Consider the following 21,337-nt stretch of genomic DNA (forward strand, 5'->3'; position numbering starts at 1 on the left):
TAACTATTGCTCAAAAGCCAAATCCATATCCATATCCATATCCATATACGAAAAAAAAGGTCTGGATGATCTCATCCAAACCTTTTTGCTATACATGCGCCTAAACTAGGTTCCACCACTGCTAGCTGCCGAGTTCCGTCTTTTGTTAATCGCGTGCACGCCCATGACCACTGCAATTAATTCATACGTGTCCAGTTGTTCAGACTGGTTATCTAATACAAATGCGCCTGAACTAAACCAGCCGCTGGTGCGACGGAAACTGGCCACGATGCGGCCACCACTGCCACTTATATCATATTCCTGCGAAAATGCTGGAGCAGACACATCATATGTACCTCGTGATCCTGCGTCATATTCATACTTTTTACTAAAAAAACTGAATCTCGCCCGCAACACACCCAGATGTCTCCCATCTGCTGCAGTGATATCCCAACGATTCGTTAACATGCGAAATTTACCGCTGCAGACCAATCCACTGTTATCCGATACATCGAGCGAAGAACCAAAGACACTTTTCAAATCCAGATGCCCTGCCTGTTCCTGATTTGGATTCATAATCTCGGTGTAACCTGCGTTAAAAAAGTTATCCCTGAAGTATAGTTCCATAACGCTTTCTCCTTTCCCTTACATATCCTTTTGTTCTCTTTAACCTAATCTCGCATCGAGCACACAATATATCTATATATACGTATAATTAATGGTAATGGATTCAAAAAGTGGATTATTACTGGATGTAAAAAAACGAGCAACCCTGGTTGCTCGCATCACGTTCAAATTATCCTGTTATCAAACTTCGACTTTTTTGTTGTTCAGGTAAATGGTAGCCCACACCAAGATGACCGCCACAATAACTTCAAATACAATGCTTCCCCACATGCCGTCCGACCATAATACGCCATTGGCTGTGATCGAGATCCCTGTACTTTCTTCCGTGTACCGGAACATTTCATTTGGACTAAAACGTCCTGTCGTAATGATATTTTCCAACCAGCCAAGCAGATTAACGAGGACAAAGAATGCAACGATTCCAATCCATGGCCCCGTTCTCCAACGGAAGCTGCCTGCAATCGAGATCGAAAGGAAGATAATGACGGTCATGAATACCATAACCCATGCGCTAAACAGCAACAAACTAATATAATCCGAGACATGCAGACCCGAAAGATCAATATTGGTAGCCATGTTCATTCGTAGCTTCATTGAGATATAGATGTAGGCATGAGTCGCGAATATAATGACTAACCCCAACCCGCAAAGGGCTCCAAAGATCAAGGGAGACAACACATGTGACAGGCCCGTTACGGGTAAAAGGCGGCGATTATATGATCGGATATTGGACGTGTATGTTTTGATCATTTTCACATAAATAGCCACACCTACTCCAACATATCCCATAATACCAAGCACAATCCCTGTGACCTCAGACACGAAAAGGGAAAGTCCCACTTGCGCGATAATCAAAATAACTAGCCCCGCCAACAGTGTATTCCAGTTCCTTCTAAAGTCATATTTCAATAATGTCATCATTCCGCATAGACCTCCTTGAACATCTCATCCACACTTTTCCCATATTTCAGACGGAGCGTTTCCACTTCTTCCCGCATCACCAGCTCGCCCTCGCGAATAAAGACAACTTCATCAAAAATCCGTTCGATATCATTCACAAGATGCGTGGAGATGATCAGACTGCTGTCTTCATCATAGAATTTGACGATCGCATCCAGAATCTTGCCACGCGCAACCGGATCTACTCCGCCAATCGGTTCATCCAGCAAATACAGACGAGCCTTACGAGAAAGTGCCAGTGTTAATTGTAGTCGTTCATTCATACCTTTCGACAGATGCCGTACCCGGTCACTCTCGACAAGGTTCATGAAGTCCAGCATCTCCCGCGCCTTCTCCTCATCAAAATCAGCATAGAAATCGCGATAATACGCAATCGCATCCCGCACTCTCATCCACTTCTCGGTTAATGGACGATCCGGCATGAACGAAACCAGTGCCTTCGTCTCCAGCCCAACAGGCTTACCTGTGACTTGAATCGTTCCGCTGCTCGGATGCAACAAACCTGCAACCAGCTTCATGAGCGTACTTTTTCCACTACCGTTGCTCCCCAGTAGACCTACGATTCGTCCCGGTGCAATATCCAATGTAATATTACTTAGCGCTTTCTTATTGCCATATGTTTTATTGATCTGGTTCAGTTCAAGGATGTTACTCATGCGTTGTTCCTCCCTTTCCTTCCGCAACGGCATCGGCTACGATGGATAAGATATCCTGCTCTTCGATCCCCAGTTCCTGCATTCCGGTCAGAAAGCGTTCCAGCAATTCACCGGCCATCTCTTTTTTGATCGTCATAATCTTCCGCTCCTCACTGGTCACATATCTGCCCAAGCCCCGTTTGGTTTCGACCACTTCTTCCCGCTCAAGCTCCTGAAATGTCCGTTGTACTGTATTTGGATTGATCTGTAGTTCAGCTGCCAGTTCACGAACCGAAGGAATTTTGTCACCTGCCTGAAGTGTCCCGGTTACAATCTGTCTCTTGATGTACTGCATGATCTGCAGATAGATTGGTAAATTGTTATCAAATTCTATAGTCACAAAGCTCTCGCTCCTCTCTGTACTGGTGTGTTAGTTACATAGTACACTAGTGAAATAGTGTTGTAAAGCCCATTTGTTAAAATATATATTCGCTCAATTGATGGGCCAGCTTCGACTATTGATATCCATACAAAAAAAAGAGCAGATCGTGAAGATCTGCTCTGCATAACTTTATTAATCGTATTGTTACCTTATTCATATGCTTATCCAATAAAAAAGAGCCAGCTACACGATATCTAGAGGTACTTTGCCTTTAGGTGCAGGGAATGCCTCATCCAAACGGGCGAGTTCCTCTTGTGTCAAAACGATATTCACTGCTGCTGCATTGTCTGCCACATGATTCAGCTGTACCGCCTTGGGAATCGCCAGCACATCTCCATCCCTGATCACCCAGGCTAATGCGATCTGCGAAGTCGTAACTCCTCGATCCTGCGCAATCTTCTGAATGACTGGATGCTCCAACAATTCACTTCGAAGTCTGCCACCCTGTGCCAGTGGACAATACGCCATTACAGGAACGCTCCGTTCCCGCATCCAGGGAAGCAGATCATGTTCAATACCACGCGAAGCTGCATGGTAGAGCACCTGATTCACCATGCACTGAGACCCCTCCGGCAGACTCCATAACTCCTGCATATCCCTTGTATCCAGGTTTGATACACCCCAGCGAATGATTTTACCGGATTGCTTCAATTGTTCCAAAGCCTCAACCGTCTCTTCGAGTGGTACTCCTCCACGCCAGTGAAGCAAATACAGATCCAGACGATCTGTACCAAGACGCGTGAGACTACGCTCACAAGCGGCAATCATCTGCTTGTGATCCGCATGATGGGGATACACTTTGGATACGAGAAAAACTTCATCACGATAGCCCGCGATGGCCTTTCCCGTAACAACTTCTGCCCCGCCTTCTGCATACATCTCCGCTGTATCAATCACGGTCATTCCCTGTTCAATACCGGAACGAAGTGCTCGTACTTCTTCTTGCTGGCTGGATTGCTTCTCTCCCATGTTCCATGTGCCTTGTCCTATCGCAGGCAGGGCAGTTCCATCCGGAAGTAGAATCGTGCGTGTTGGATTACCATGCATCATCTATACTCCTCCATTCTGAAGACTTATGGACATTCTGACCTCTCTAACGACGATTATACGAATCATAAATCATGTTATCACACACATGTCTCCAGTGGCTCATCATCATGATATACAATTGATCCAGCGGCACTGTGAGGCTACTTTGGGCAACGCTGATGGTTGCATCGACCATATTGCTGTTGACCGTCATCAATTTGCGTTTCATCCCGTTCTGGCGATCCAGAAAGGCTTTCTCGTCCCGCAACTTGACCCCGATCATTTTCTGTCCCATCAATTCATACATAAAAATATTCTCAACGTCTCTCCAGGCCACGGCTCCTCCTGCGGTATAAGAAGATGCATCCACAAACCCATCCTCATCGATTACAAAAGAAGGTTCCTTCTTAATCATCTTTACCAGACTGTAGCAGAAACATAGCCCAAAAAACAAAATGGATAGAAGTCCAATCACATCCGAAAGAATGGAATCATTCGTAACTGAAGAACGATCAAAAATCAAAAAAAATCCGGCTGCCACAAAAAGTGCTGCCCCTGCCGTGAGCCACGCCATTCGTTTCCGGTTTGGATATTCCACATGCTGCTCATAGGATGTGCTCAACGTGACGTTCCTCCTCCATTGCGACTGAATCATACAAGTTCTATATAAACGAATGGCTAAGAACCAAATACCTGAAATGTAGAACAGGAATTGCATTGTACATTAAACCAAATTAACCAATGTTAAACATTAAATTAAGACCATTTTTCGTCATTTCTGCGCTTATTCAACATTAGGATTCGTCATCCTTCGAGCAAATCCTTTTAACACACCTATATGAATTGAACAAAGAATTTTCACATGGGTCACTCCGATGACAGAACAACCTTCCGATCGCTGTTATAAAAGTCTCCCCTCCCATCCTTAGTCATATTGTCCTGTCCCTAGCTTTCCGTTAATATAAATGGAAAGGTTAGGAAATTAACCGATTCTAATTCATGGTGGGAGGACAAACAATGATGAGTCAGCGCGGCATAACATCGGAAGATCTTTATCAGATTACATGGGTTAATGATCCAACTCCGTCCCCTCAAGGCGGACAACTGGTATATGTAAGCCGGAAAACGAATGAAGCACGTGACGGTTATTGTTCTCACCTAAGACTGCTGCATCTGGGGAGTCAGAAGGACAGGCCCTTTACCTCTGGTGAGAAGGATCATTCCCCTGCCTGGTCGCCCGATGGGTCTCAGCTTGCCTTTTTAAGAGAGGTTGATGGGAAATCCCAAGTGTGGATTATCGCATCAGATGGCGGAGAAGCACAGCAAATCAGTCACCTGAAACATGGCGTCAGTTCCCTGCTCTGGTCACCGGACGGTCATACTTTGCTTGTGAAATCATCCGTGGATATGAGCGGAAATGAAGAATCAGAACATACAGATCCTATAGACGATAAACCCAAACTGCTGCAAGAACATGTCGTAGACCGGATTCGCATGAAGTCAGATGCCAGTGGATTGTGGAACGGTCGACGTTCCCACCTTTTCGCTCTCGCACCGATCGATGCGGAAGCAATTCCTGTAACTACAGGTCATTATGACGTCGGAGACTACGCCTGGTCCCCGGACGGAACATCCATCGCTTGGATTGCGCAGATGCCTGAAGAAGGCGAGGACCATAATGATTACACCCTGACTAATCATGTGTACCTTGCCAAAGCAGACGGATCGGATGTGAAGCAGTTGACCCCGGAAGGATATACGTTCAGCCGACTGGCCTTTGCACCGGATGGACAATCTCTTGCACTGCTCGCCAGTGACCGTTCCTATGGAAATGCCACACTTTTGAAGTTGTACACCCTTCAGATATCAGGTGGTGAACTCGTATGTCTGAGCACGGATTGGGACGTACAGTTGAATCACAGCATTGTTGGCGACATGCGTTCACATCTGACAACCACGGGGCCTGTATTCAGCAGAGATGGTTCTTCAATCTTCTGTCTGGCGACCATCCATGGTAGTGTACGCATCGCCAAATTCGCTCGAGACGGCAGCAGTGCCGACTATATATGGCCTGACGAACGGGAGATTTATCAATTTGCCGAGTTGGAAAACGGGCAGATCGTTGCCGCTTTAGCCGATACACTAAATCCTGGTGATCTCTATATATATGAACAAGCGGAAAATCCCGGGGTAGAACCGATTCAGCTCACCCGCAGCAATCCACAGCTTGAGGATGAGATCCATCTAAGTACACCTGAGACCTTCTGGTTCAATTCCTCAGATGGCCTACGGCTGCAAGGATGGATCATGAAACCTCATGGCATGGTCGACGGGGCCAAAATTCCGACCATTCTGGAGATTCATGGCGGCCCGCACATGATGTATGGTTTTACATTTATGCACGAGTTCCAGATTCTCGCCGCACAAGGCTACGCTGTTGTGTATATCAATCCACGCGGTGGCCTCGGATACGGGCAGCAGTTTGTAGACGCCTGTCGCGGAGATTATGGCGGTGGCGATTATCGCGATCTCATGGAGAGTGTGGATTATGCCCTGTCCCAGTATGAGTTTATCGATGAATCCAGATTGGGCGTAACCGGGGGCAGTTATGGTGGCTTCATGACCAACTGGATTGTTGGACACACGGACCGCTTTAAGGCGGCTGTTACCCAGCGTTCCATCTCCAATTGGCTATCCTTCTACGGTGTAAGTGACATTGGATATTTCTTCACGGAAGACCAGATTGGCGGTAACGCGTGGGATGACACGGAAAAATTATGGAAACATTCCCCGCTCGCTTATGTCGGTAACGTGAACACCCCGCTGCTCATTTTGCATGGCGAACAGGATCTGCGGTGTCCAATTGAACAGGCTGAGCAATTGTTCATTGCGCTGAAACGGCGCAAGCAGACCACCAGGCTTGTTCGTTTCCCAGGTGCCAACCATGAGTTGTCCCGTGGAGGTCATCCTCATCTGAGGGTACGCCGTCTGGAGCATATTGCCGGATGGTTTAACGAGTACCTGTAACGGACTAATATTTAGACTATTAGTTCAGATTATAGAACCAGATATGGATACAACCCTAAAAGCCGTCCAATGAAATCTGTTATGATTTCAACGGGCGGCTTTGGCTGTTCACCTTTTATGGAAGGAAAGATTACTCTTCGCCCCACACTACGGTGATTTCATTCAGATCCTTGTTGGTTGCAGACACCGAACCTGTGATGGTTACGGCATATTTGCCATCTTCACGACCCACAATGCTGAAGCCATCTGCCTGGATATCCTGAGTGTTCTGGCTCAAGTTTTTGGTCTGGTAGTAGTCTTTGTAGGATGTTCCAACGGTTAGCAACGTTTCTTTGGTTGTGTACGTGAGCACTACTTTTTTGTCACCATCCATTATGTTCTCAATGAGACTTGTTGCCTTCGCATCCTTCGGTAATGGGAAATCAGCCGGAAGATACTTGGACTTTACTCCTGCCGCCTGTGTGTTTGTACCTGTTGAGGGCGATGTCGATCCGCTGTTGCCTGTGGATGTTGACCCACCAGAAGAGCTTGAAGAACCGATGCTTACTTTATTGTTTTGGGAATCATACTTCACTTCGGTCTTTAACGCATCGGCAATCGAACGAACGGGGAGATATGTACTGCCTTGATATGTAATTGGCGCAAGCTTTTTGCCCTGGTCACCTGTCGGTGTAAATTTCTGTCCGTTCACTTCGATGGCGAGCCCATGGTTCAGATAAGCTTTGATTGTCTCCAGTTGTGTACCTGCATATACACCTGCCGATCCGGTTAACACCATGCCAAACACACCCGCAGCAACCAACCACTTTTTGCTTTTCATCTCTAAACGCCTCCTGAGTTCAAATGTCAGCCTTATGCATAATACGATTCAAGACGATCGCTCGATGTACGCGAAAGACTCATGTAGTTATGCTCATCATGTATGGGTACGAGCTTATTCAGATAACAGCCCGTTGTTCCACCAAATGTTAGCAATATAATAGCATCTGACAAGAGGTTGTAAACGATAAATGGACAAAACAGGACCAAGGGCGTACAAAAATAGTCTTTGTCGTATGCCCGCTGTACTCTCGCTCGTTAAGTTGTTCTTATATGAATAAAGTCCTGAATTCCGGACCATACATATGAAGCTAATCATACACGCACAATAGTTGCGAAATTAACCAATGTATTAGATAATTATTTGTCGATTTGTGGTCGAAGGAACGGAACTCAAGGGGGATTAAATACGATGAACAACAATAACAGCACATTTGACCAGCCTATTAACCGGATCTCTACCGGATCAGAAAAATGGGATGCGCTTGAGGATATCTTCGGAGCCGCTGATGCGCTTCCGATGTGGGTGGCCGATATGGATTTTGCTGCCCCACCATCCGTCATTCAGGCCCTGAAAACACGGATGGAGCACGGGGTTTTTGGTTATACAGTACGGACTGAGGCGTATCATGCAGCTGTTGCAGGCTGGATGGAACGGCGCCACAACTGGAAAATTAACGATGACTGGATTGTATTCACTCCAGGTATTGTGCCTGCACTCAGCATTGCTGTACAACGATTCACGGGGCCGGGAGATGCAGTGGTCATCCAAACTCCGGTGTATGCTCCCTTCTATGAAGTAGTACGTGGTCAGGGCCGTGAACTGATCACCAATCCTTTGGTAGAGAATAACGGTCATTACACGATGGATCTGGAACAACTGGAATCCAGCTTACAGACCGGTCGGGTCAAAATGCTGATTCTGTGCAGTCCTCATAACCCGGTTGGACGGGTATGGACTCGTGAAGAGCTTGAAGGGCTTACGTCATTGTGTCTGCAATACAACGTACTGATGGTTTCAGATGAAATCCATGCCGATCTTGTTCATCAGCGCGGAACTCATACACCACTGACCCTGATCTCGGACGCCGTCTCTGATCTAAGTATCATCTGTACGGCTCCAAGCAAAACGTTCAACATTCCTGGCCTCTGCACATCCAACATCATTATCCCCAATGCTAAGTTACGGGAATCGTTCGCTCAGGGTGTAAAAACGATGGGACTTGCCAATATCAGCACACTGGGGGCTGTCGCAACCGAAGCTGCTTACAATGATGCCGAGGAATGGCTGGATGAGTGCCTTGCCTATATCCGTGGAAATATGGAGTATGTACAGCAATATGTTGCGGAACATATGCCTCAGATTAAGATGCATCTGCCCGAAGCGACCTATCTGTTATGGATGGATTTCCGGGAGCTGAATATCCCACATGCACAACTATGCAATATGCTTCTTCATGAAGCAGGGCTTGCTTTCAATGACGGGAGCTTCTTTGGAACAGAGGGCTCAGGGTTCATGCGCATTAATGTAGCCTGTCCACGTTCCACGGTTGAAGAGGCGATGCGCAGGTTATCTGTGTTGTTAAGCAATGTGTCGGGCAAATAAGCTGTCCAGTTACATCTGTGTACGTTGCGAACAAAACGTGTACTGTTTGTTAAATGGTGAATATTTGTCAAAATAGAAAAAGGGGGGCCTCGTAGTCAAGTCCATGACTCATATTCATGGTCAATGACTTCACAAGGGTCACCCTTTTTGCATTCGATCATTTTATTTATTCGAACATAATTAAAATTACAGTGACATCGATATCGGCATCGGTGTAATTCTGTCGCACAACCTGTTCAACAAATCTCGATCATGGCTTATGATCAGTAATCCCAGATCACGCTGGCGAGCCACTTCCATCACGGTATGCCAGATCTGTGCCTGAGTGATTGCATCCAGCATCGTTGTCATCTCATCTGCGATCACATAACGTGTCGCTGTGCCAAGCGCCCGCGCCACACAGAAACGTTGCAGTTCTCCACCGGATAATTCAGTCGGCCTACGGTCCAACCAGGTCTGCTGAATACCCAAAGCTTCGAGCAACTGTTCATCCTGCACAGACGCCTCCTGAAGTACACGACGCATTCGCCAGCGTGGATTCACAGCTTTCTCCGGATGTTGGAATACCAGCTGAACCGGACATACTCCTGTACGTGGGAGTGGGTTCCCATCCAGAAGCACTTGTCCTGCCACAGGTTCGGCATATCCTGCAAGGATGCGTCCAAGGCTTGTTTTTCCACAGCCACTTGGTCCCCACAAGCCAACGACTTCGCCTTGTTTCACCTGCATATTCATCTGCTGGAACACCCACGATTTCGGATCATAACGGTAACTCACGTCCCGTGCTTCAAGTGACATGGAAACACCTCACTTCTCCGCCCCGTACCTTACGAAGTTCTGGACGTTCGCGGGTACATACAGCGGTTACTGCATTACATCGGGGAGCAAATGAACAGCCTGTGGTGATCTCTTGACCTGCCAACGGTTGGGAGCCTTGGAGTGGCTGAAATCCGTTCTGCGGCAACGCATTCCAGAGCGCTTTAGTATATGGATGACGCATACGTTCTCCATTCCCTTTAAAATCATCCACCTGCGCCGTCTCTACATTGGTACCCGCATAAAATACAGCGATGCGATCCGCTACCGTCAGGGCTGTCGTGATATCATGGGTGATCCACAGGATACCTACGCCTTGATTTGCAAGCTCGCGAAATTGCTTCATCGTCTCGGCCAACACTTCGGGATGGATTCCTGGTGTTGGCTCATCCGCAATGATCAGCTTTGGCTGACCTGAGGTCGCTGTAGCCATTAACACCCGCCTTGCCATACCTCCGGACAACTCAAACGGGTATTTCCCGGCTGTTCCTTGAGGAAGATGATAACGATCCGTCAGCTCCTGCTCCGTCTTTTTCAAGTGGATTTGATTCATAAATCTACGCTTCCTTCCCAAATCTCGGGTTACCGGCTGAACTTGCCTCCCCACCTTCATCAGGGGGTCCAAATAACTAACGGATTGCGGAATCAACACCAGTTCATCACCACGCAGATGAAGCTGCCGCTCTGGGGTTAAAGGCTCGCTATTATAGCTAATACGTCCCTCTAACCTGGCATTGGCAGGCAGAATGCCCATAATAGCCTGCGCCAGAACACTTTTACCCGATCCACTTGCGCCTACAACAGCCACGATCTCGCCCTCGTTTATGGAAAGATCCAGATTCTGAATGACGTAAGTCTGTTCGTGCCCAAACCAACCACGAGCGCGCCGAAATGACACCGACACTCCCTCAATATCAAGCAGAGCCATATTACCTCACCTCCCTTGAAGTACCTGTACCCGTCAATGTCTTCAGACTGTTGCCCAATACATCAAACGCACGAACAACCAGCAACAATGACAGTCCCGGGAAAAAGGCGAGCCACCACATGCCAGCAGATAAATATCTCATCGACTCTGACAAAATAATTCCGATTGCCGGTTGTTGCGGGGACAACCCCAGCCCCAGAAACGTAATGGCTGCCTCATGCAGAATCGCATGGGGAAAGATTAGCAATATGCCCACGAACAGCTGCGGGACCAGATGTGGCAGCATATGTTGCATCGCAACCTGTAACCTCGATTGGCCCAACTTGTGTGAAATCTGAATATATTCTGAGGATTTCAGTTGAATCATCTCCGCTCTTACAATCCGGGCCAGATTCGGCCAGTGCGTCAGCGCAATCGCTGCCGCCACTCCTGTCAGACCTCCACCGAATACAAAGGCCAGCATAACTAGCGATACCAGATGAGGTACACTCAGGAACAGGTCGATAATCCATGAGATTACCCGGTCAGCAGCCTTGCTTGAAGCGGCAGCCAAACCCAATAGCAGTGCGATCAATCCGCCACCACATGCAGCAAGCAATCCCACTTGAATGCTGGTTGCCAATCCTTTTAACGTACGCATGAACATATCTCTTCCGAGCCAATCTGTGCCAAATGGATGCGCCCAGGTTGGAGCCAAATTCCGATCCATTAGTGAAGTCAGCGTAGAACCAGCCGGAAGCAACCTGCCCGTCAACCACACAACGGCAATCCAGATCACCGCGAGGCTTCCCCAGATCACCGCTCTTTGGCGAGGGTTGCGGAAATTTTGGTCTCTGGCAGCCGTATAATCTTTTCTCGATGGGCGTGATGTTCCTGTTCCATTCCCAGCTTGTAGAGACCCGGTATTAATGTTGTACCGTACCTCTTGATTCGCAGTTTTCACTTTCTGTATTTTGGCTGTTTCTGTCGTCTGCTCGGAGGAGCGTTCTACCGTCTGCTTCATGACATCAGCTCCTCCTTCATCCGTGGATCGATCATACGATACAGAATGTCGGCAACCATATTACCTGTAAAAACAAAAATTGCACTGCACATCACAAGTCCAAGCAGCAGTGGAACATCACCACGTAACCCCGCCTGAACCGTTGCCTGACCAAGGCCGGGGTATGAAAATACCTGTTCTGCAAGCACAGCCCCACCAAACATTTCACTGAACGAAGCAAACTGTAGTGTTATGGCTGGCAAAACAACATGTCTGAACCCATGTCGACAGAACAGCTGAAATCCACGCTCACCCCGCGCTCTCGCAAACAGAATATAATCTGACTCGAGCACATCCGTGAGCTTCTGCCGGGTATGCAAAGCAATAGAAGCTACCCCAGTCAAACTGAGAGTCAACGCTGGTAGAATCATATGAATAGCCCGATCTCCCCAGGTCACCTGATCAGCTGACATTCCTGCGGGTACCCCAAGGCCAACTGGAAGCCATCCGAGCCACACCCCAAATACCATCAGCAGCAACAGCGCAATCCAGAATACCGGCGTGGAGGCCAGCGTATAACAATACCAACAGATCAGGCGATCCAGCTTCGAATTCCGTCTCATGGCAGCAACTACACCAAGAGTGAAACCAATGATGCCGGATAATATCCAAGCTACAGCCATAAGTGCGACAGAATTCATGAATCGTTCCTGGATAATATCCGCTACAGGTTGTCTGTAGATCATCGAAGTTCCCAGATCTCCCTGAATAAGCGCTTGTCCCCAGGTTAGTAATCGTTCGACGGGAGATTCATTCAATCCCCAACGTTCTTCGATTAAACTGCGCTGTTCGGCGCTTACCCTGATCATGTCTCCACCAATGTAGGCTTCGATCGGATCAACAGGAGAGAATTGCATTAATATAAAAGACAACACACTGACTCCAACCAATAGAGATACAAGTCGCAACATTTTAAAACCAACAAATCTGGCCCATCCATTCCTGCCTGTCATCCAATCTCTCCCCAATTCAGGCTAAAGCTACCGGTACGTTTCCTACTTTGTACTGTTATCCCAGGACCATTCCTCCAGATTGGTTGTCACCGGCCAGCCGTGACCATGGGGGTGGATCTGCTGCTCACCAATGTTCAGGCCATTCGTAACCAGATACAGATGATCTATGTTCACAAGCCACGCCCATGGCGCATCACCCTGATAACTGAAACCTGTTGTTCCATCCCATTCCGCTTTCTGCCAGAATGGTAATGCCTCTTCTTCACTGGTGGCCTGAAGGGCTTTGTCCATCCAAGAATCCACGACAGGATTACTGTACAGCCCCACATTGTAATACCCTTCTCCTTTATGAGTACTGCTATAGAGGTTATAGGTTTCCAAAGGATCATGACTGCCCCACCCAAACAATACAGCGTTGGAGTAAGCCATCTTTTTTGTCTCTTCACGGCTTTTGCCTTCAACATTGATTTTGATTCCCGCCTGAGCTACCATATCCGCAGCAGCCAGTGCCAGAGATTGTCTTGTTAAATCACCTGCAAAATAAAGCAGATTGAATTCGGCCTTAACGCCGTTTTTCTCGACGATACCATCACCATCCGCATCCACCCAGCCACCAGACGCCAGAATGCGCTTCGCTTCTTCGAGACTGGCATCTGTAAATACAGCTTCTGCATTGCTCCAAGGCAGATCATCACTGACGGAATACGCTGGACGACCGTACCCTTCCAGTACACCCTCAACCAAAGCCTCACGATCAATCACAACATTCACCGCTTGGCGAATCGCCAGATCAGATGTCACATCATTCCCTGCGGGAAGACCCTCGCCCGACTTGGCACCAGCAGGTTGCATAGGGAACATGATGCCACGGTTATCTACGGTTTTCACGGCCTCCAATGTCATGCCATTCACCTGTTGTTTGCTAAACGCTGCCGGGATAGCAGCGATATCCACTGTACCTGCCTGTGCAGCGGCGTAGGCTGCATCTTCATCCAGATAGAGGAAGGTGAGTTTGTGGAATGCAGACTTGTTACCATAATATTCTTCATTCGCTTCCACGATGGCCTGTTGTCCTTTGTCCCACTGAACCAGCTTGTACGGTCCCGAACCGACCGGATGTTCTGCATAATCGGCACCATAGGCGTGTTCAGGCACAATGCCAAGTGTCGTCAGCAGACTGATGAATGTAGACTGCGGCGACTTCAGTGTAAATACAACCGTGCTATTATCAGGTGCCTGCACATCAGCCATATTCGTCAAATCAATCACAGACCCACTCTGGGCAGCCGTATCAAACGTAAATTTTACATCTTCAGCCGTAAGTGGCTCCCCATCAGAGAATTTTACATCGTTCCGAAGTGTAACCGTCCAGGTCAGCCCATCTTCACTTACTGAGTATGCCGTAGCCAGATCGTTAACCAGTTGTAACTTGGCATCCCGCTTCATCAAGGTACTCTGGAAAAGCGGCGACCCATATTGACCCCATCCGGTTGTTGGATCAAATCCACCTTCCGGCTCGGTGCCAACGGCCAGCACCAATTCGTCTTTGGTTAAGGCTGGAACTGACTGTCCATTCTCTGCTGATGAAGCTGTTGGCGCTGTGCCCTGTGCACAACCAGATAAACCAATGGAACATACAAGCAAAATACCTAATCCTGTTCTACCTTTTCGTTTTCCCCATCTCCATGAAAATCTGCCCATTCTGGTCGTTCCCCCTCTAAATATGTGCTGCACTCCCTTTTTTCGTGTTACTTTTTAGAGAAATTGTAGCACAAAACACAAATCATATGTCAACAAAGTTAACTTCGTAATCCATATTTTTTCATATTCCAGAATTAATAAATAAAAATTTGTATAACCGAGCATTTGTAGCGCTCTATAAAGTCAGGTATTATAACAAACAAACAAAAAACAGACGGTTGGCATCTAACCAATAGTCTGTTTTTTAGATTTGCTATATTTTCATAGAAATTACACTCGTATTTGTCTTACTCCGTATAGCGATGATGATGGCTGTGACCATGCTGACCCGCACTTTGATTGTGATCCGGATTGCCATCCTGATGACTCTGAGCATGAGCCAGTTTGTTGAGTTCATCAACATAAGTCACAGACAGCTCCGCATACAAAACACCTTTTTGCACCTGGATCTGTTGATGCAAATGACGCAATCGTCCCAGATTCCCTCGTACGGCAATTACCTCCAGGCATTGGTCATGGTTCAGGTGCACGTGCATATTGGAAATGATGTCATGATGCGCCTCGTGCTGGAGCTCCATCAAACGAATGGGAAGATCACTGATATGGTGATCGTAGACCATCACAATGGTGCCTGCCACATCCTGGTCGGATTGTAATGCAGAAGGTTGCAGTAATGTTTTGCGAACAAGATCACGGAAAGCCTCTGATCGGTTTTTGTATCCCTGTTCCTCAATATACTGGTCAAACTGCTCAATCAGAGGTGAAGGAAACGCCACCCCGAACCGGGTCAAATCTTCTTTGTCTGCCATACTTCTCCTCCTGCGCCCTCATTTGCTTCGAGTGTACCACAGACTTGTCTGCTCATCGACTATACTGTTGCATGAATCGTACTGCCGAATGTATCGCCTGTTGTCCAGCGTCACTCTCCAGATTAAATTGATAATCATGTCCCAGCTTCTCTGATGAGTTTGAGAAAAACAAGGTTTCCACCTCAACATCAAGGCGCTTCAATACTTGTGCCAGCTCAATAGATTGACTGGTCAACGGGTCATCATTGCCTGAGGTAATAAATGCAGGCGGGTACGCTGCTGTGGCCTGAAGCACGGTCGACATTTCATGCAGACGTGGATAGTCTTCGAATGTTTTGACTCCCGTATATGACCAGAGAAATGTCCGTATGAGTGGAAAGCCTGTATCGGCTACTGTGCTTAGATTGTATGGACCACAGAATAGAAGAACCCCACGCAAGTCTTCTGGCTGGGCGGCTGGTGTTACATTCATCAGTTTGGCGAGGGAAGGATTTGTCACCACTGCCGCAGTCTGACTTGCAATCTGGGCACCTGCCGAATTGCCTGCGAGAAATATGTTTTCCGGGTCACCCTTATACTCACTGACATGGTTCTTCACGTAAGTCAAAGCCTGATTCGTCTGGATCACGGGAATGGGATATTTCGTATCCGGTGTGAGCGCATAATTCATACTGACCACAACGTAACCCTGTTTGGCTAATTGTACGGCATAATCTGCGATATCCTTTTTGTCACCCAAGACCCATCCACCACCATGAACCCACAACACAACAGGCAAAGGTTCCGATGTTACGGAAGGATAATAGATATCCAGCGTACTGTCATTACGCCCTTCGTCTGCATAGGGTACATCCGCAACACGAGTTACGCCTTCCGAGATCATGCTGTCCTTGCTGTTCGCGTCTGGATTAGCAATCTCAATAAATGATTTTAATAAAAACACCGTTATTTTGGGTGTCCATTGTGTGCCAATCCCAATAAAACCTATGATCAAAATTAGTACAACGCTGGGTATCCAGTAACGTTTACGTTTAAAACCTTTTTTCCCCGTACGTTTCGTTTCCAACTCGGACTGCAATAGCTCCACCTCGTTCCATCATCATCGAAGCGTCTTTACATCTAAAGTTGTGTACGTTGCAGAGAGGACCGGGTTTCCTCTTATTTGGGTCTCTTGGCGATTTCCTGTCTGACTTTCACATACGTAGTGGATACGTTTTGCTCCAGTGTATGAATACTTTGTTTTGTTCCTGCCCACTTCTCTGCTGCAGACGCCAAGGTGTTCAATGAGCTGAGTACACGTGACGTTTGGCTTTGTTTTGTACTCTGTTTGAACTGTTGTAGAGCTTTGGAATATCGTTCTTTTGCCAGACTCGCCTGTTTTTTAGCCGTTTGAATCTGTTTCTTCGCGGAGTCGGCCCCTGCTAGCATAGCTCGTAAACGTTTTATTTCAGCGCTCTTCCGTTTACGTGCTTCAGCAAGTTCCTTTTTCTTGATCCGGATGTCTTCTCTGGCAAGCTTCACAACGGGTCTCAACGTCTCTGCCTGAGTGCGGATTGTTGCACTCCATTCCTTATTTTTGATAGCTTTGGCTGCATCCAACTGTCTATTGACTGAACTATAGAGGGCGAATAGTGGTTCATATCGGGCTTGGGTTTGCTTTACCTTTTCAGCTAGAGCTGCGACCTTCGCATCATCGGTTTGTCTTATTTCTACACGTAATCGCTCCAATTCCGCGGTATTGGCGGCATGAAGTGTCTTTATTTTTTGTTCCCAAACCTGCTCTTGAGCCTTCCAGTTCCCCACTTTATCGTACGCTTGCTTCAACGTTAACTTGGTTTGTGCGTCGGCTTTGTTCAAAACGGAATCCCAGGCTTTCTGCGCTGTTACGCCAAGATCTATGCCCGCAGCCTCCACTGAAGAAGCAAAATAGATCGTGCCTGCGCTGAACAGAATCACAAGCCCTATAAGCAGGCGTGATCCGAAAATAAGATGAGCGAATGATGGCAATTGACGCCGCCGGACGTCACTTTGTCCCATCATCTGACTAGGGCTACCTGCTATTGGAGAAGGGTATAGTATGTCACTCGTCTCCATTAAAGCTATTTCTTCTGTAGATATATCTTCAATATGCTGTCGCCCCTTCTTCTCTTCTACTAAACCGTGATGTTCTATGAAGTTATGAGAGCTTGATCGTTCCAATAGGGAACAACATACCATGGCCTCCTGTTCATTTATCGTTTCCTTCCATGCTTCTGTTTGCATGCGTCTCTACACCCTTTCTTCTAAAATATTTAGCAGAATAGCCAACGAAATCAGCGAACGACAAAAAAGCACCCGCAAGTCAGGCATTTGCCTGCTCTTACGGGTGCTTCCCTCATAAGCCGTTCCATATGAGATTCGATTGAACGAGTCGCTCGAACCTTCCCTTTTTCTAATATATTCCATTCACCGTGTCTGGTCAAGTAAATCTGGTTTCACTGGTTGAATAGAACTTTCAATCAACGGGAGAACCCTTCCCGAATATAGTTAACAACTGATACAGCCCAGCTTATTGATTGACCAAAATAGCTTTCATTTCCTCGGTCAGATCCTCTTCTTTCAGTATCATATAGATGTTCTCGCCACGAGTTACATTCAACTTGATCTGATAAATGGTATCTTTCTCTGTTAGATAACCAGACCGTTGACGTTTGAGCAAATCACTAATGATTTCTTTGTTTTTAGTCGCTATCTGTTTATTACCACTTAGATTTCCATCGATATATTCTGGCTGCGGAGTAGTCCACTGAAGCGAACCCGGACTGTTAATCTCCTGCTTCGCAAACTGAGCGGAGACAATCTCATCTGCCTGGACAAGCAACTGGTCGTATAACTTGTTCTCCTTCAGCCAAGCCAATACCCGATCATAGCTAGGTTTGATCTCAAAATTCCACATCTCCCTCGGTTGAAATGGATCTTTCGAAGTAGAGTCCTGATTCATCTCCGCGTAAGCAAACGACTGCCACGGGGAGCGCTGTTCTTCATAGGTCTGATCAAAAATGTCCTGTTTCAACAATGCTTTGAACTCACGGACTTGCTCCGGATTGCTAATATAAACCTTCCGGTATGAACTTATGGCAGAACGAATGCCGAAACTTAACGCATCTTCATCCAGCTTATACGTTTCAAAGGCGACTCTTTTGTAATCCTGGGACTGTTTCAGAGCCTTTAATTCCTGATGGAATTCGGCTTCTGGAATGTAGTATTTACGTTTCATCACTTTGCCGTTATCCAGCTTGTAGTTAATTAATATAGACTCATCATTACGCATACCTGTATTAATCGGATCATCCAGTAAAGGAAGATCGGAATTCACAATTTTTTGATGAAGAGCGATAACTGCCCCCATGTATTCCGGATCATTAGAATAGAGGTGAGCATCGTCCTTTTTCTGACTGACACCGTTACTGTAGGTATAACTCTCCCCACCAAGCTTGATACTGTTCACCTTGCTCATTTCAGGCACTCGAGCGGCGTATCCATTCCAGTCGGCAATAGGTACGTACAGTATCAGACCAGCGATGATACCATATAGAATCAGCTTGGGTAGCAGCCTGCTGCTCCAGATCAGCCATGTTTTGCGAATAATCATCTCGGCAACGATATAACCTACAATTCCGCCGAGGATATATCCGAAGATTCCCCATCCAGCTGATCCTCTTGGAGCAATCATTGTAAAGTAACCTCCGCCAATCAGAACCAATGTAAACATCAATCCAAAGCGAAATATAGGTTTTATAAGCTTAAACGTAACTGCTTGGGTAGCAGATTCAACCTGTCTCTTCGCATAAAGTACATAGGTTAGAGGAATAAACAGGATTGCAAATATCGCATAGATAATTAACTCCTGACGGATTACAGGGAGGTTACTGATCGAACCCACACGCAGGACAAGTGAGAGTTTCTCCGCATTAAAGCCCACTTCTTCAAAAGCATATCCGAGCAAATAATGCTGGAGATGAAGTGACATAATGAACCATACGACAACAGGTAACAAGACGAGTGCGTACACGGTGAGTCCCTGCAATACAGATTGACCAATACACATGCCCACTGCCACAGTTAGCATGAACATAAACAGCGAGTAGATACTCATGCTCAAGCCCCACATCCAGATTGTACTGCCATCAAACAGAAACGCAGGTTGATCCAGTACCGCCCATACCCAGCCGGTAATCGCAGTTGTAATCCAGATTGGAATCAGGATCATGACAAATCCGGTCAACAGATTCACCGTTAATAGATGTTTACGACGTAACGGCAAACTATGGAACAGATCCGAAGGTGCACCAGATTGAATGTACCGAAAAAGAAAGATTCCAGCCGCTACGGGCAGTGTGATAGCGAACAGAATCTGCACTTCACCATTGGCCTGAAACAAACTTATAATCTGCTGTGGCACATCCCTGTACTCGGTAGCGATATATAACGGAAGTGAGAACAACAATGTGATGAGATATAAAATGCCTATCCATCCATGCTGTCTGAAATTTTGGATCAGGATGCCCCGGTTACAGAACAATCGGTTGAATATCATACCCTGCGTCCTCCATTTCGTAAATAAAGATTTCTTCGAGCGTCAAAGGCAGTATATCCAGCAGATACGGATCATGTATACGGAATTGATCCGTTACCTGTTGTCGGTTACCTTTGACAATGTACAGGGATACACTTCCCCGTTTCTCTTCATGCAAAATATCAATCTGCTCATCCATGGCTTTGGCATGGTCCGGGTGGCGGAAAGCGACCTGGATTTTATGCGTATCCGCCTTCAGATCATCGAGATCTTTCTCTACAATAATTCGGCCTTTGTGCATAATCGCCACATGGTCACACAGATCTTCGATCTCACGCAAGTTGTGGGACGAGATGACAATAGTTACTTGACGCTCAGCTGCTTCCTGGAACAGCAAGTTTTTGATCTGCTGACGCATGACCGGGTCAAGGCCATCAATCGGCTCATCCATCAGCAGCACTTCAGGCATACAGCTAAGTCCCAGCCATACGGCTGCCTGACGGCGCATGCCTTTGGACATGCGATGCAGCTTGCGTTTTACATCCAGTTTGAACACGGTAGCCAGTTGCTTGAATCGTTCCTCATTCCAGCGCGGATATACCGAACGATAAAATGCAGCCATCTGAGTTATTGAAGATTGCGGGAAAAAGTAGGGTGAATCTGCCATAAAAATTGTGCGGCCTTTGAGATCCATATTTTCATAAATCTCATTATCTTCGATACGAACAGTCCCGCTGTCCTGACGGTAAATACCAGCCATCATTTTGAGCAGAGATGTCTTTCCTGCCCCGTTGGAACCGAGCAAACCATAGATCGACCCCTTATGTATGTGCATCGTTACGCCATCCACTGCCTTTTCCTGTTCAAATGCTTTGACGACTTGATTCAGCTCAATCATGAGGCTCCTCCTTCTCTATACGGGCCATCGCTTCCTCAAACAAAAGCGTCATATCCGCTTTGGTCAAACCGGAATACGAAGCTTCTGCAATCAACTTCACCAGAGACTCTCTGATCTCATCTCTCATGGCTTCATTCGGATGTTCCACTGACGATGATACGAAGCTCCCTTTTCCCTGCAAAGAATAAATGTAACCTTCACGTTCAAGCTCACGATACGCTTTCTGAATCGTATTTGGATTCACGGTCAGCTGCGTGGATAACGCACGAACGGAAGGAAGCTGCTCGTCGGGCTTTAGAATACCGTATACGATCATTTCTTTGACTTTGTCCACTAGTTGCTCGTAGATCGCCTTACGGCTGCGTACATCTAATTCGAACATCCCGCACCTCCTTTCTGTAAATGTGTGAATAACCTATGGGTTTAAATGACTGTATCTGAGGTATGTGTAGTTATCTGGGTGTAAAAAGGCATTACCTAAGCTGTACAGCTGTACGTATTCAACTCTTAG

Annotated in this window: 20 protein-coding genes; 2 read left to right on the forward strand and 18 right to left on the reverse strand. The window is 46.8% G+C overall.

Annotation, left to right across the window (positions count from 1 at the left end; translation table 11 throughout):
• Positions 1 to 105: 105 nt before the first annotated feature.
• The 6 genes from MHB71_RS19470 to MHB71_RS19495 all read right to left on the reverse strand — a co-directional run bounded on the left by MHB71_RS19470 (position 106) and on the right by MHB71_RS19495 (position 4,294).
• A complete protein-coding gene (locus tag MHB71_RS19470; RefSeq protein ID WP_036606430.1) occupies positions 106 to 606 on the reverse strand; it encodes a hypothetical protein in 501 nt (166 codons plus the stop codon).
• A gap of 180 nt (positions 607 to 786) precedes the next feature.
• Positions 787 to 1,527, reverse strand: coding sequence for a hypothetical protein (locus MHB71_RS19475; protein ID WP_036606429.1), 741 nt, complete (start codon positions 1,525 to 1,527; stop codon positions 787 to 789).
• Positions 1,524 to 2,222 (reverse strand): ABC transporter ATP-binding protein, encoded by a 699-nt coding sequence (locus tag MHB71_RS19480; protein ID WP_017690291.1) that lies wholly within the window; start codon positions 2,220 to 2,222, stop codon positions 1,524 to 1,526. Before MHB71_RS19480 ends, MHB71_RS19475 begins: the two co-directional genes overlap by 4 nt.
• Entirely contained in the window at positions 2,215 to 2,601 is a 387-nt protein-coding gene (locus tag MHB71_RS19485) for a GntR family transcriptional regulator (protein WP_036606428.1), read from the reverse strand. The genes MHB71_RS19480 and MHB71_RS19485 overlap by 8 nt, the downstream gene beginning before the upstream one ends.
• A gap of 225 nt (positions 2,602 to 2,826) precedes the next feature.
• Positions 2,827 to 3,693, reverse strand: coding sequence for an aldo/keto reductase (locus MHB71_RS19490; RefSeq protein WP_340027315.1), 867 nt, complete (start codon positions 3,691 to 3,693; stop codon positions 2,827 to 2,829).
• 43 nt (positions 3,694 to 3,736) lie between these two features.
• A complete protein-coding gene (locus tag MHB71_RS19495; RefSeq protein ID WP_340027316.1) occupies positions 3,737 to 4,294 on the reverse strand; it encodes an STM3941 family protein in 558 nt (185 codons plus the stop codon).
• A gap of 395 nt (positions 4,295 to 4,689) precedes the next feature.
• On the opposite strand from MHB71_RS19495, the gene MHB71_RS19500 reads away from it, so the two are divergent.
• Positions 4,690 to 6,699: a S9 family peptidase gene (locus MHB71_RS19500; RefSeq protein ID WP_340027317.1), complete on the forward strand. Its 2,010-nt coding sequence runs from the start codon at positions 4,690 to 4,692 to the stop codon at positions 6,697 to 6,699.
• A gap of 130 nt (positions 6,700 to 6,829) precedes the next feature.
• Here MHB71_RS19500 and MHB71_RS19505 read toward each other — a convergent pair whose 3' ends face one another.
• Positions 6,830 to 7,519, reverse strand: a complete 690-nt coding sequence (locus MHB71_RS19505) for a stalk domain-containing protein (protein ID WP_051449838.1) — start codon at positions 7,517 to 7,519, stop codon at positions 6,830 to 6,832.
• Positions 7,520 to 7,930: 411 nt separating this feature from the next.
• Here MHB71_RS19505 and MHB71_RS19510 point away from each other — a divergent pair, with 411 nt between their 5' ends.
• Entirely contained in the window at positions 7,931 to 9,124 is a 1,194-nt protein-coding gene (locus tag MHB71_RS19510; protein ID WP_340027318.1) for a MalY/PatB family protein, read from the forward strand.
• A gap of 186 nt (positions 9,125 to 9,310) precedes the next feature.
• Here MHB71_RS19510 and MHB71_RS19515 read toward each other — a convergent pair whose 3' ends face one another.
• From MHB71_RS19515 to MHB71_RS19565, 11 genes are all read right to left on the reverse strand, one after another.
• Positions 9,311 to 9,922 carry an ATP-binding cassette domain-containing protein gene (locus MHB71_RS19515; protein WP_036672435.1) on the reverse strand — a complete coding sequence of 204 codons (612 nt, stop codon included), beginning with the start codon at positions 9,920 to 9,922 and terminating at the stop codon, positions 9,311 to 9,313.
• On the reverse strand, positions 9,912 to 10,868 hold the full coding sequence (locus MHB71_RS19520) for an ABC transporter ATP-binding protein (RefSeq protein WP_340027319.1): 957 nt from the start codon (positions 10,866 to 10,868) through the stop codon (positions 9,912 to 9,914). Before MHB71_RS19520 ends, MHB71_RS19515 begins: the two co-directional genes overlap by 11 nt.
• Before the next feature lies 1 nt (position 10,869).
• Positions 10,870 to 11,871, reverse strand: coding sequence for an ABC transporter permease (locus tag MHB71_RS19525; RefSeq protein WP_340027320.1), 1,002 nt, complete (start codon positions 11,869 to 11,871; stop codon positions 10,870 to 10,872).
• Positions 11,868 to 12,863 (reverse strand): ABC transporter permease, encoded by a 996-nt coding sequence (locus tag MHB71_RS19530; RefSeq protein ID WP_340027321.1) that lies wholly within the window; start codon positions 12,861 to 12,863, stop codon positions 11,868 to 11,870. Before MHB71_RS19530 ends, MHB71_RS19525 begins: the two co-directional genes overlap by 4 nt.
• Positions 12,864 to 12,905: 42 nt before the next feature.
• The gene (locus MHB71_RS19535) at positions 12,906 to 14,564 is read right to left on the reverse strand and encodes an ABC transporter substrate-binding protein (protein WP_340027322.1); all 1,659 of its coding nucleotides are present in this window, start codon (positions 14,562 to 14,564) and stop codon (positions 12,906 to 12,908) included.
• A 287-nt stretch (positions 14,565 to 14,851) separates the two neighbouring features.
• The gene (gene nikR / locus MHB71_RS19540) at positions 14,852 to 15,373 is read right to left on the reverse strand and encodes a nickel-responsive transcriptional regulator NikR (protein ID WP_340027323.1); all 522 of its coding nucleotides are present in this window, start codon (positions 15,371 to 15,373) and stop codon (positions 14,852 to 14,854) included.
• Between the two features lie 52 nt (positions 15,374 to 15,425).
• Positions 15,426 to 16,451 (reverse strand): alpha/beta hydrolase, encoded by a 1,026-nt coding sequence (locus MHB71_RS19545; protein ID WP_340027324.1) that lies wholly within the window; start codon positions 16,449 to 16,451, stop codon positions 15,426 to 15,428.
• 80 nt (positions 16,452 to 16,531) lie between these two features.
• Positions 16,532 to 17,635, reverse strand: a complete 1,104-nt coding sequence (locus MHB71_RS19550; RefSeq protein WP_340027326.1) for a hypothetical protein — start codon at positions 17,633 to 17,635, stop codon at positions 16,532 to 16,534.
• A 286-nt stretch (positions 17,636 to 17,921) separates the two neighbouring features.
• Complete coding sequence (locus MHB71_RS19555) at positions 17,922 to 19,949, reverse strand: hypothetical protein (protein WP_340027327.1); 2,028 nt, start codon at positions 19,947 to 19,949, stop codon at positions 17,922 to 17,924.
• Positions 19,924 to 20,826 carry an ABC transporter ATP-binding protein gene (locus tag MHB71_RS19560; protein WP_076251238.1) on the reverse strand — a complete coding sequence of 301 codons (903 nt, stop codon included), beginning with the start codon at positions 20,824 to 20,826 and terminating at the stop codon, positions 19,924 to 19,926. The genes MHB71_RS19555 and MHB71_RS19560 overlap by 26 nt, the downstream gene beginning before the upstream one ends.
• Positions 20,819 to 21,208, reverse strand: coding sequence for a GntR family transcriptional regulator (locus MHB71_RS19565; protein WP_036606399.1), 390 nt, complete (start codon positions 21,206 to 21,208; stop codon positions 20,819 to 20,821). Before MHB71_RS19565 ends, MHB71_RS19560 begins: the two co-directional genes overlap by 8 nt.
• Positions 21,209 to 21,337: the final 129 nt, after the last annotated feature.

The sequence above is a fragment of the Paenibacillus sp. FSL H7-0940 genome (assembly GCF_037979415.1).
GTDB lineage: Bacteria > Bacillota > Bacilli > Paenibacillales > Paenibacillaceae > Paenibacillus > Paenibacillus amylolyticus.

Excerpts from the sequence above, each read along its gene's own strand:
- MHB71_RS19470 (WP_036606430.1), bottom strand. The coding sequence starts at position 606 with ATGGAACTATACTTCAGGGATAACTTTTTTAACGCAGGTTACACCGAG.
- MHB71_RS19475 (WP_036606429.1), bottom strand. The coding sequence starts at position 1,527 with ATGATGACATTATTGAAATATGACTTTAGAAGGAACTGGAATACACTG.
- MHB71_RS19480 (WP_017690291.1), bottom strand. The coding sequence starts at position 2,222 with ATGAGTAACATCCTTGAACTGAACCAGATCAATAAAACATATGGCAAT.
- MHB71_RS19490 (WP_340027315.1), bottom strand. The coding sequence starts at position 3,693 with ATGATGCATGGTAATCCAACACGCACGATTCTACTTCCGGATGGAACT.
- MHB71_RS19500 (WP_340027317.1), top strand. The coding sequence starts at position 4,690 with ATGATGAGTCAGCGCGGCATAACATCGGAAGATCTTTATCAGATTACA.
- MHB71_RS19505 (WP_051449838.1), bottom strand. The coding sequence starts at position 7,519 with ATGAAAAGCAAAAAGTGGTTGGTTGCTGCGGGTGTGTTTGGCATGGTG.
- MHB71_RS19510 (WP_340027318.1), top strand. The coding sequence starts at position 7,931 with ATGAACAACAATAACAGCACATTTGACCAGCCTATTAACCGGATCTCT.
- MHB71_RS19515 (WP_036672435.1), bottom strand. The coding sequence starts at position 9,922 with ATGTCACTTGAAGCACGGGACGTGAGTTACCGTTATGATCCGAAATCG.
- MHB71_RS19520 (WP_340027319.1), bottom strand. The coding sequence starts at position 10,868 with ATGGCTCTGCTTGATATTGAGGGAGTGTCGGTGTCATTTCGGCGCGCT.
- MHB71_RS19525 (WP_340027320.1), bottom strand. The coding sequence starts at position 11,871 with ATGAAGCAGACGGTAGAACGCTCCTCCGAGCAGACGACAGAAACAGCC.
- MHB71_RS19530 (WP_340027321.1), bottom strand. The coding sequence starts at position 12,863 with ATGACAGGCAGGAATGGATGGGCCAGATTTGTTGGTTTTAAAATGTTG.
- MHB71_RS19535 (WP_340027322.1), bottom strand. The coding sequence starts at position 14,564 with ATGGGCAGATTTTCATGGAGATGGGGAAAACGAAAAGGTAGAACAGGA.
- nikR (WP_340027323.1), bottom strand. The coding sequence starts at position 15,373 with ATGGCAGACAAAGAAGATTTGACCCGGTTCGGGGTGGCGTTTCCTTCA.
- MHB71_RS19550 (WP_340027326.1), bottom strand. The coding sequence starts at position 17,635 with ATGCAAACAGAAGCATGGAAGGAAACGATAAATGAACAGGAGGCCATG.
- MHB71_RS19555 (WP_340027327.1), bottom strand. The coding sequence starts at position 19,949 with ATGATATTCAACCGATTGTTCTGTAACCGGGGCATCCTGATCCAAAAT.
- MHB71_RS19560 (WP_076251238.1), bottom strand. The coding sequence starts at position 20,826 with ATGATTGAGCTGAATCAAGTCGTCAAAGCATTTGAACAGGAAAAGGCA.
- MHB71_RS19565 (WP_036606399.1), bottom strand. The coding sequence starts at position 21,208 with ATGTTCGAATTAGATGTACGCAGCCGTAAGGCGATCTACGAGCAACTA.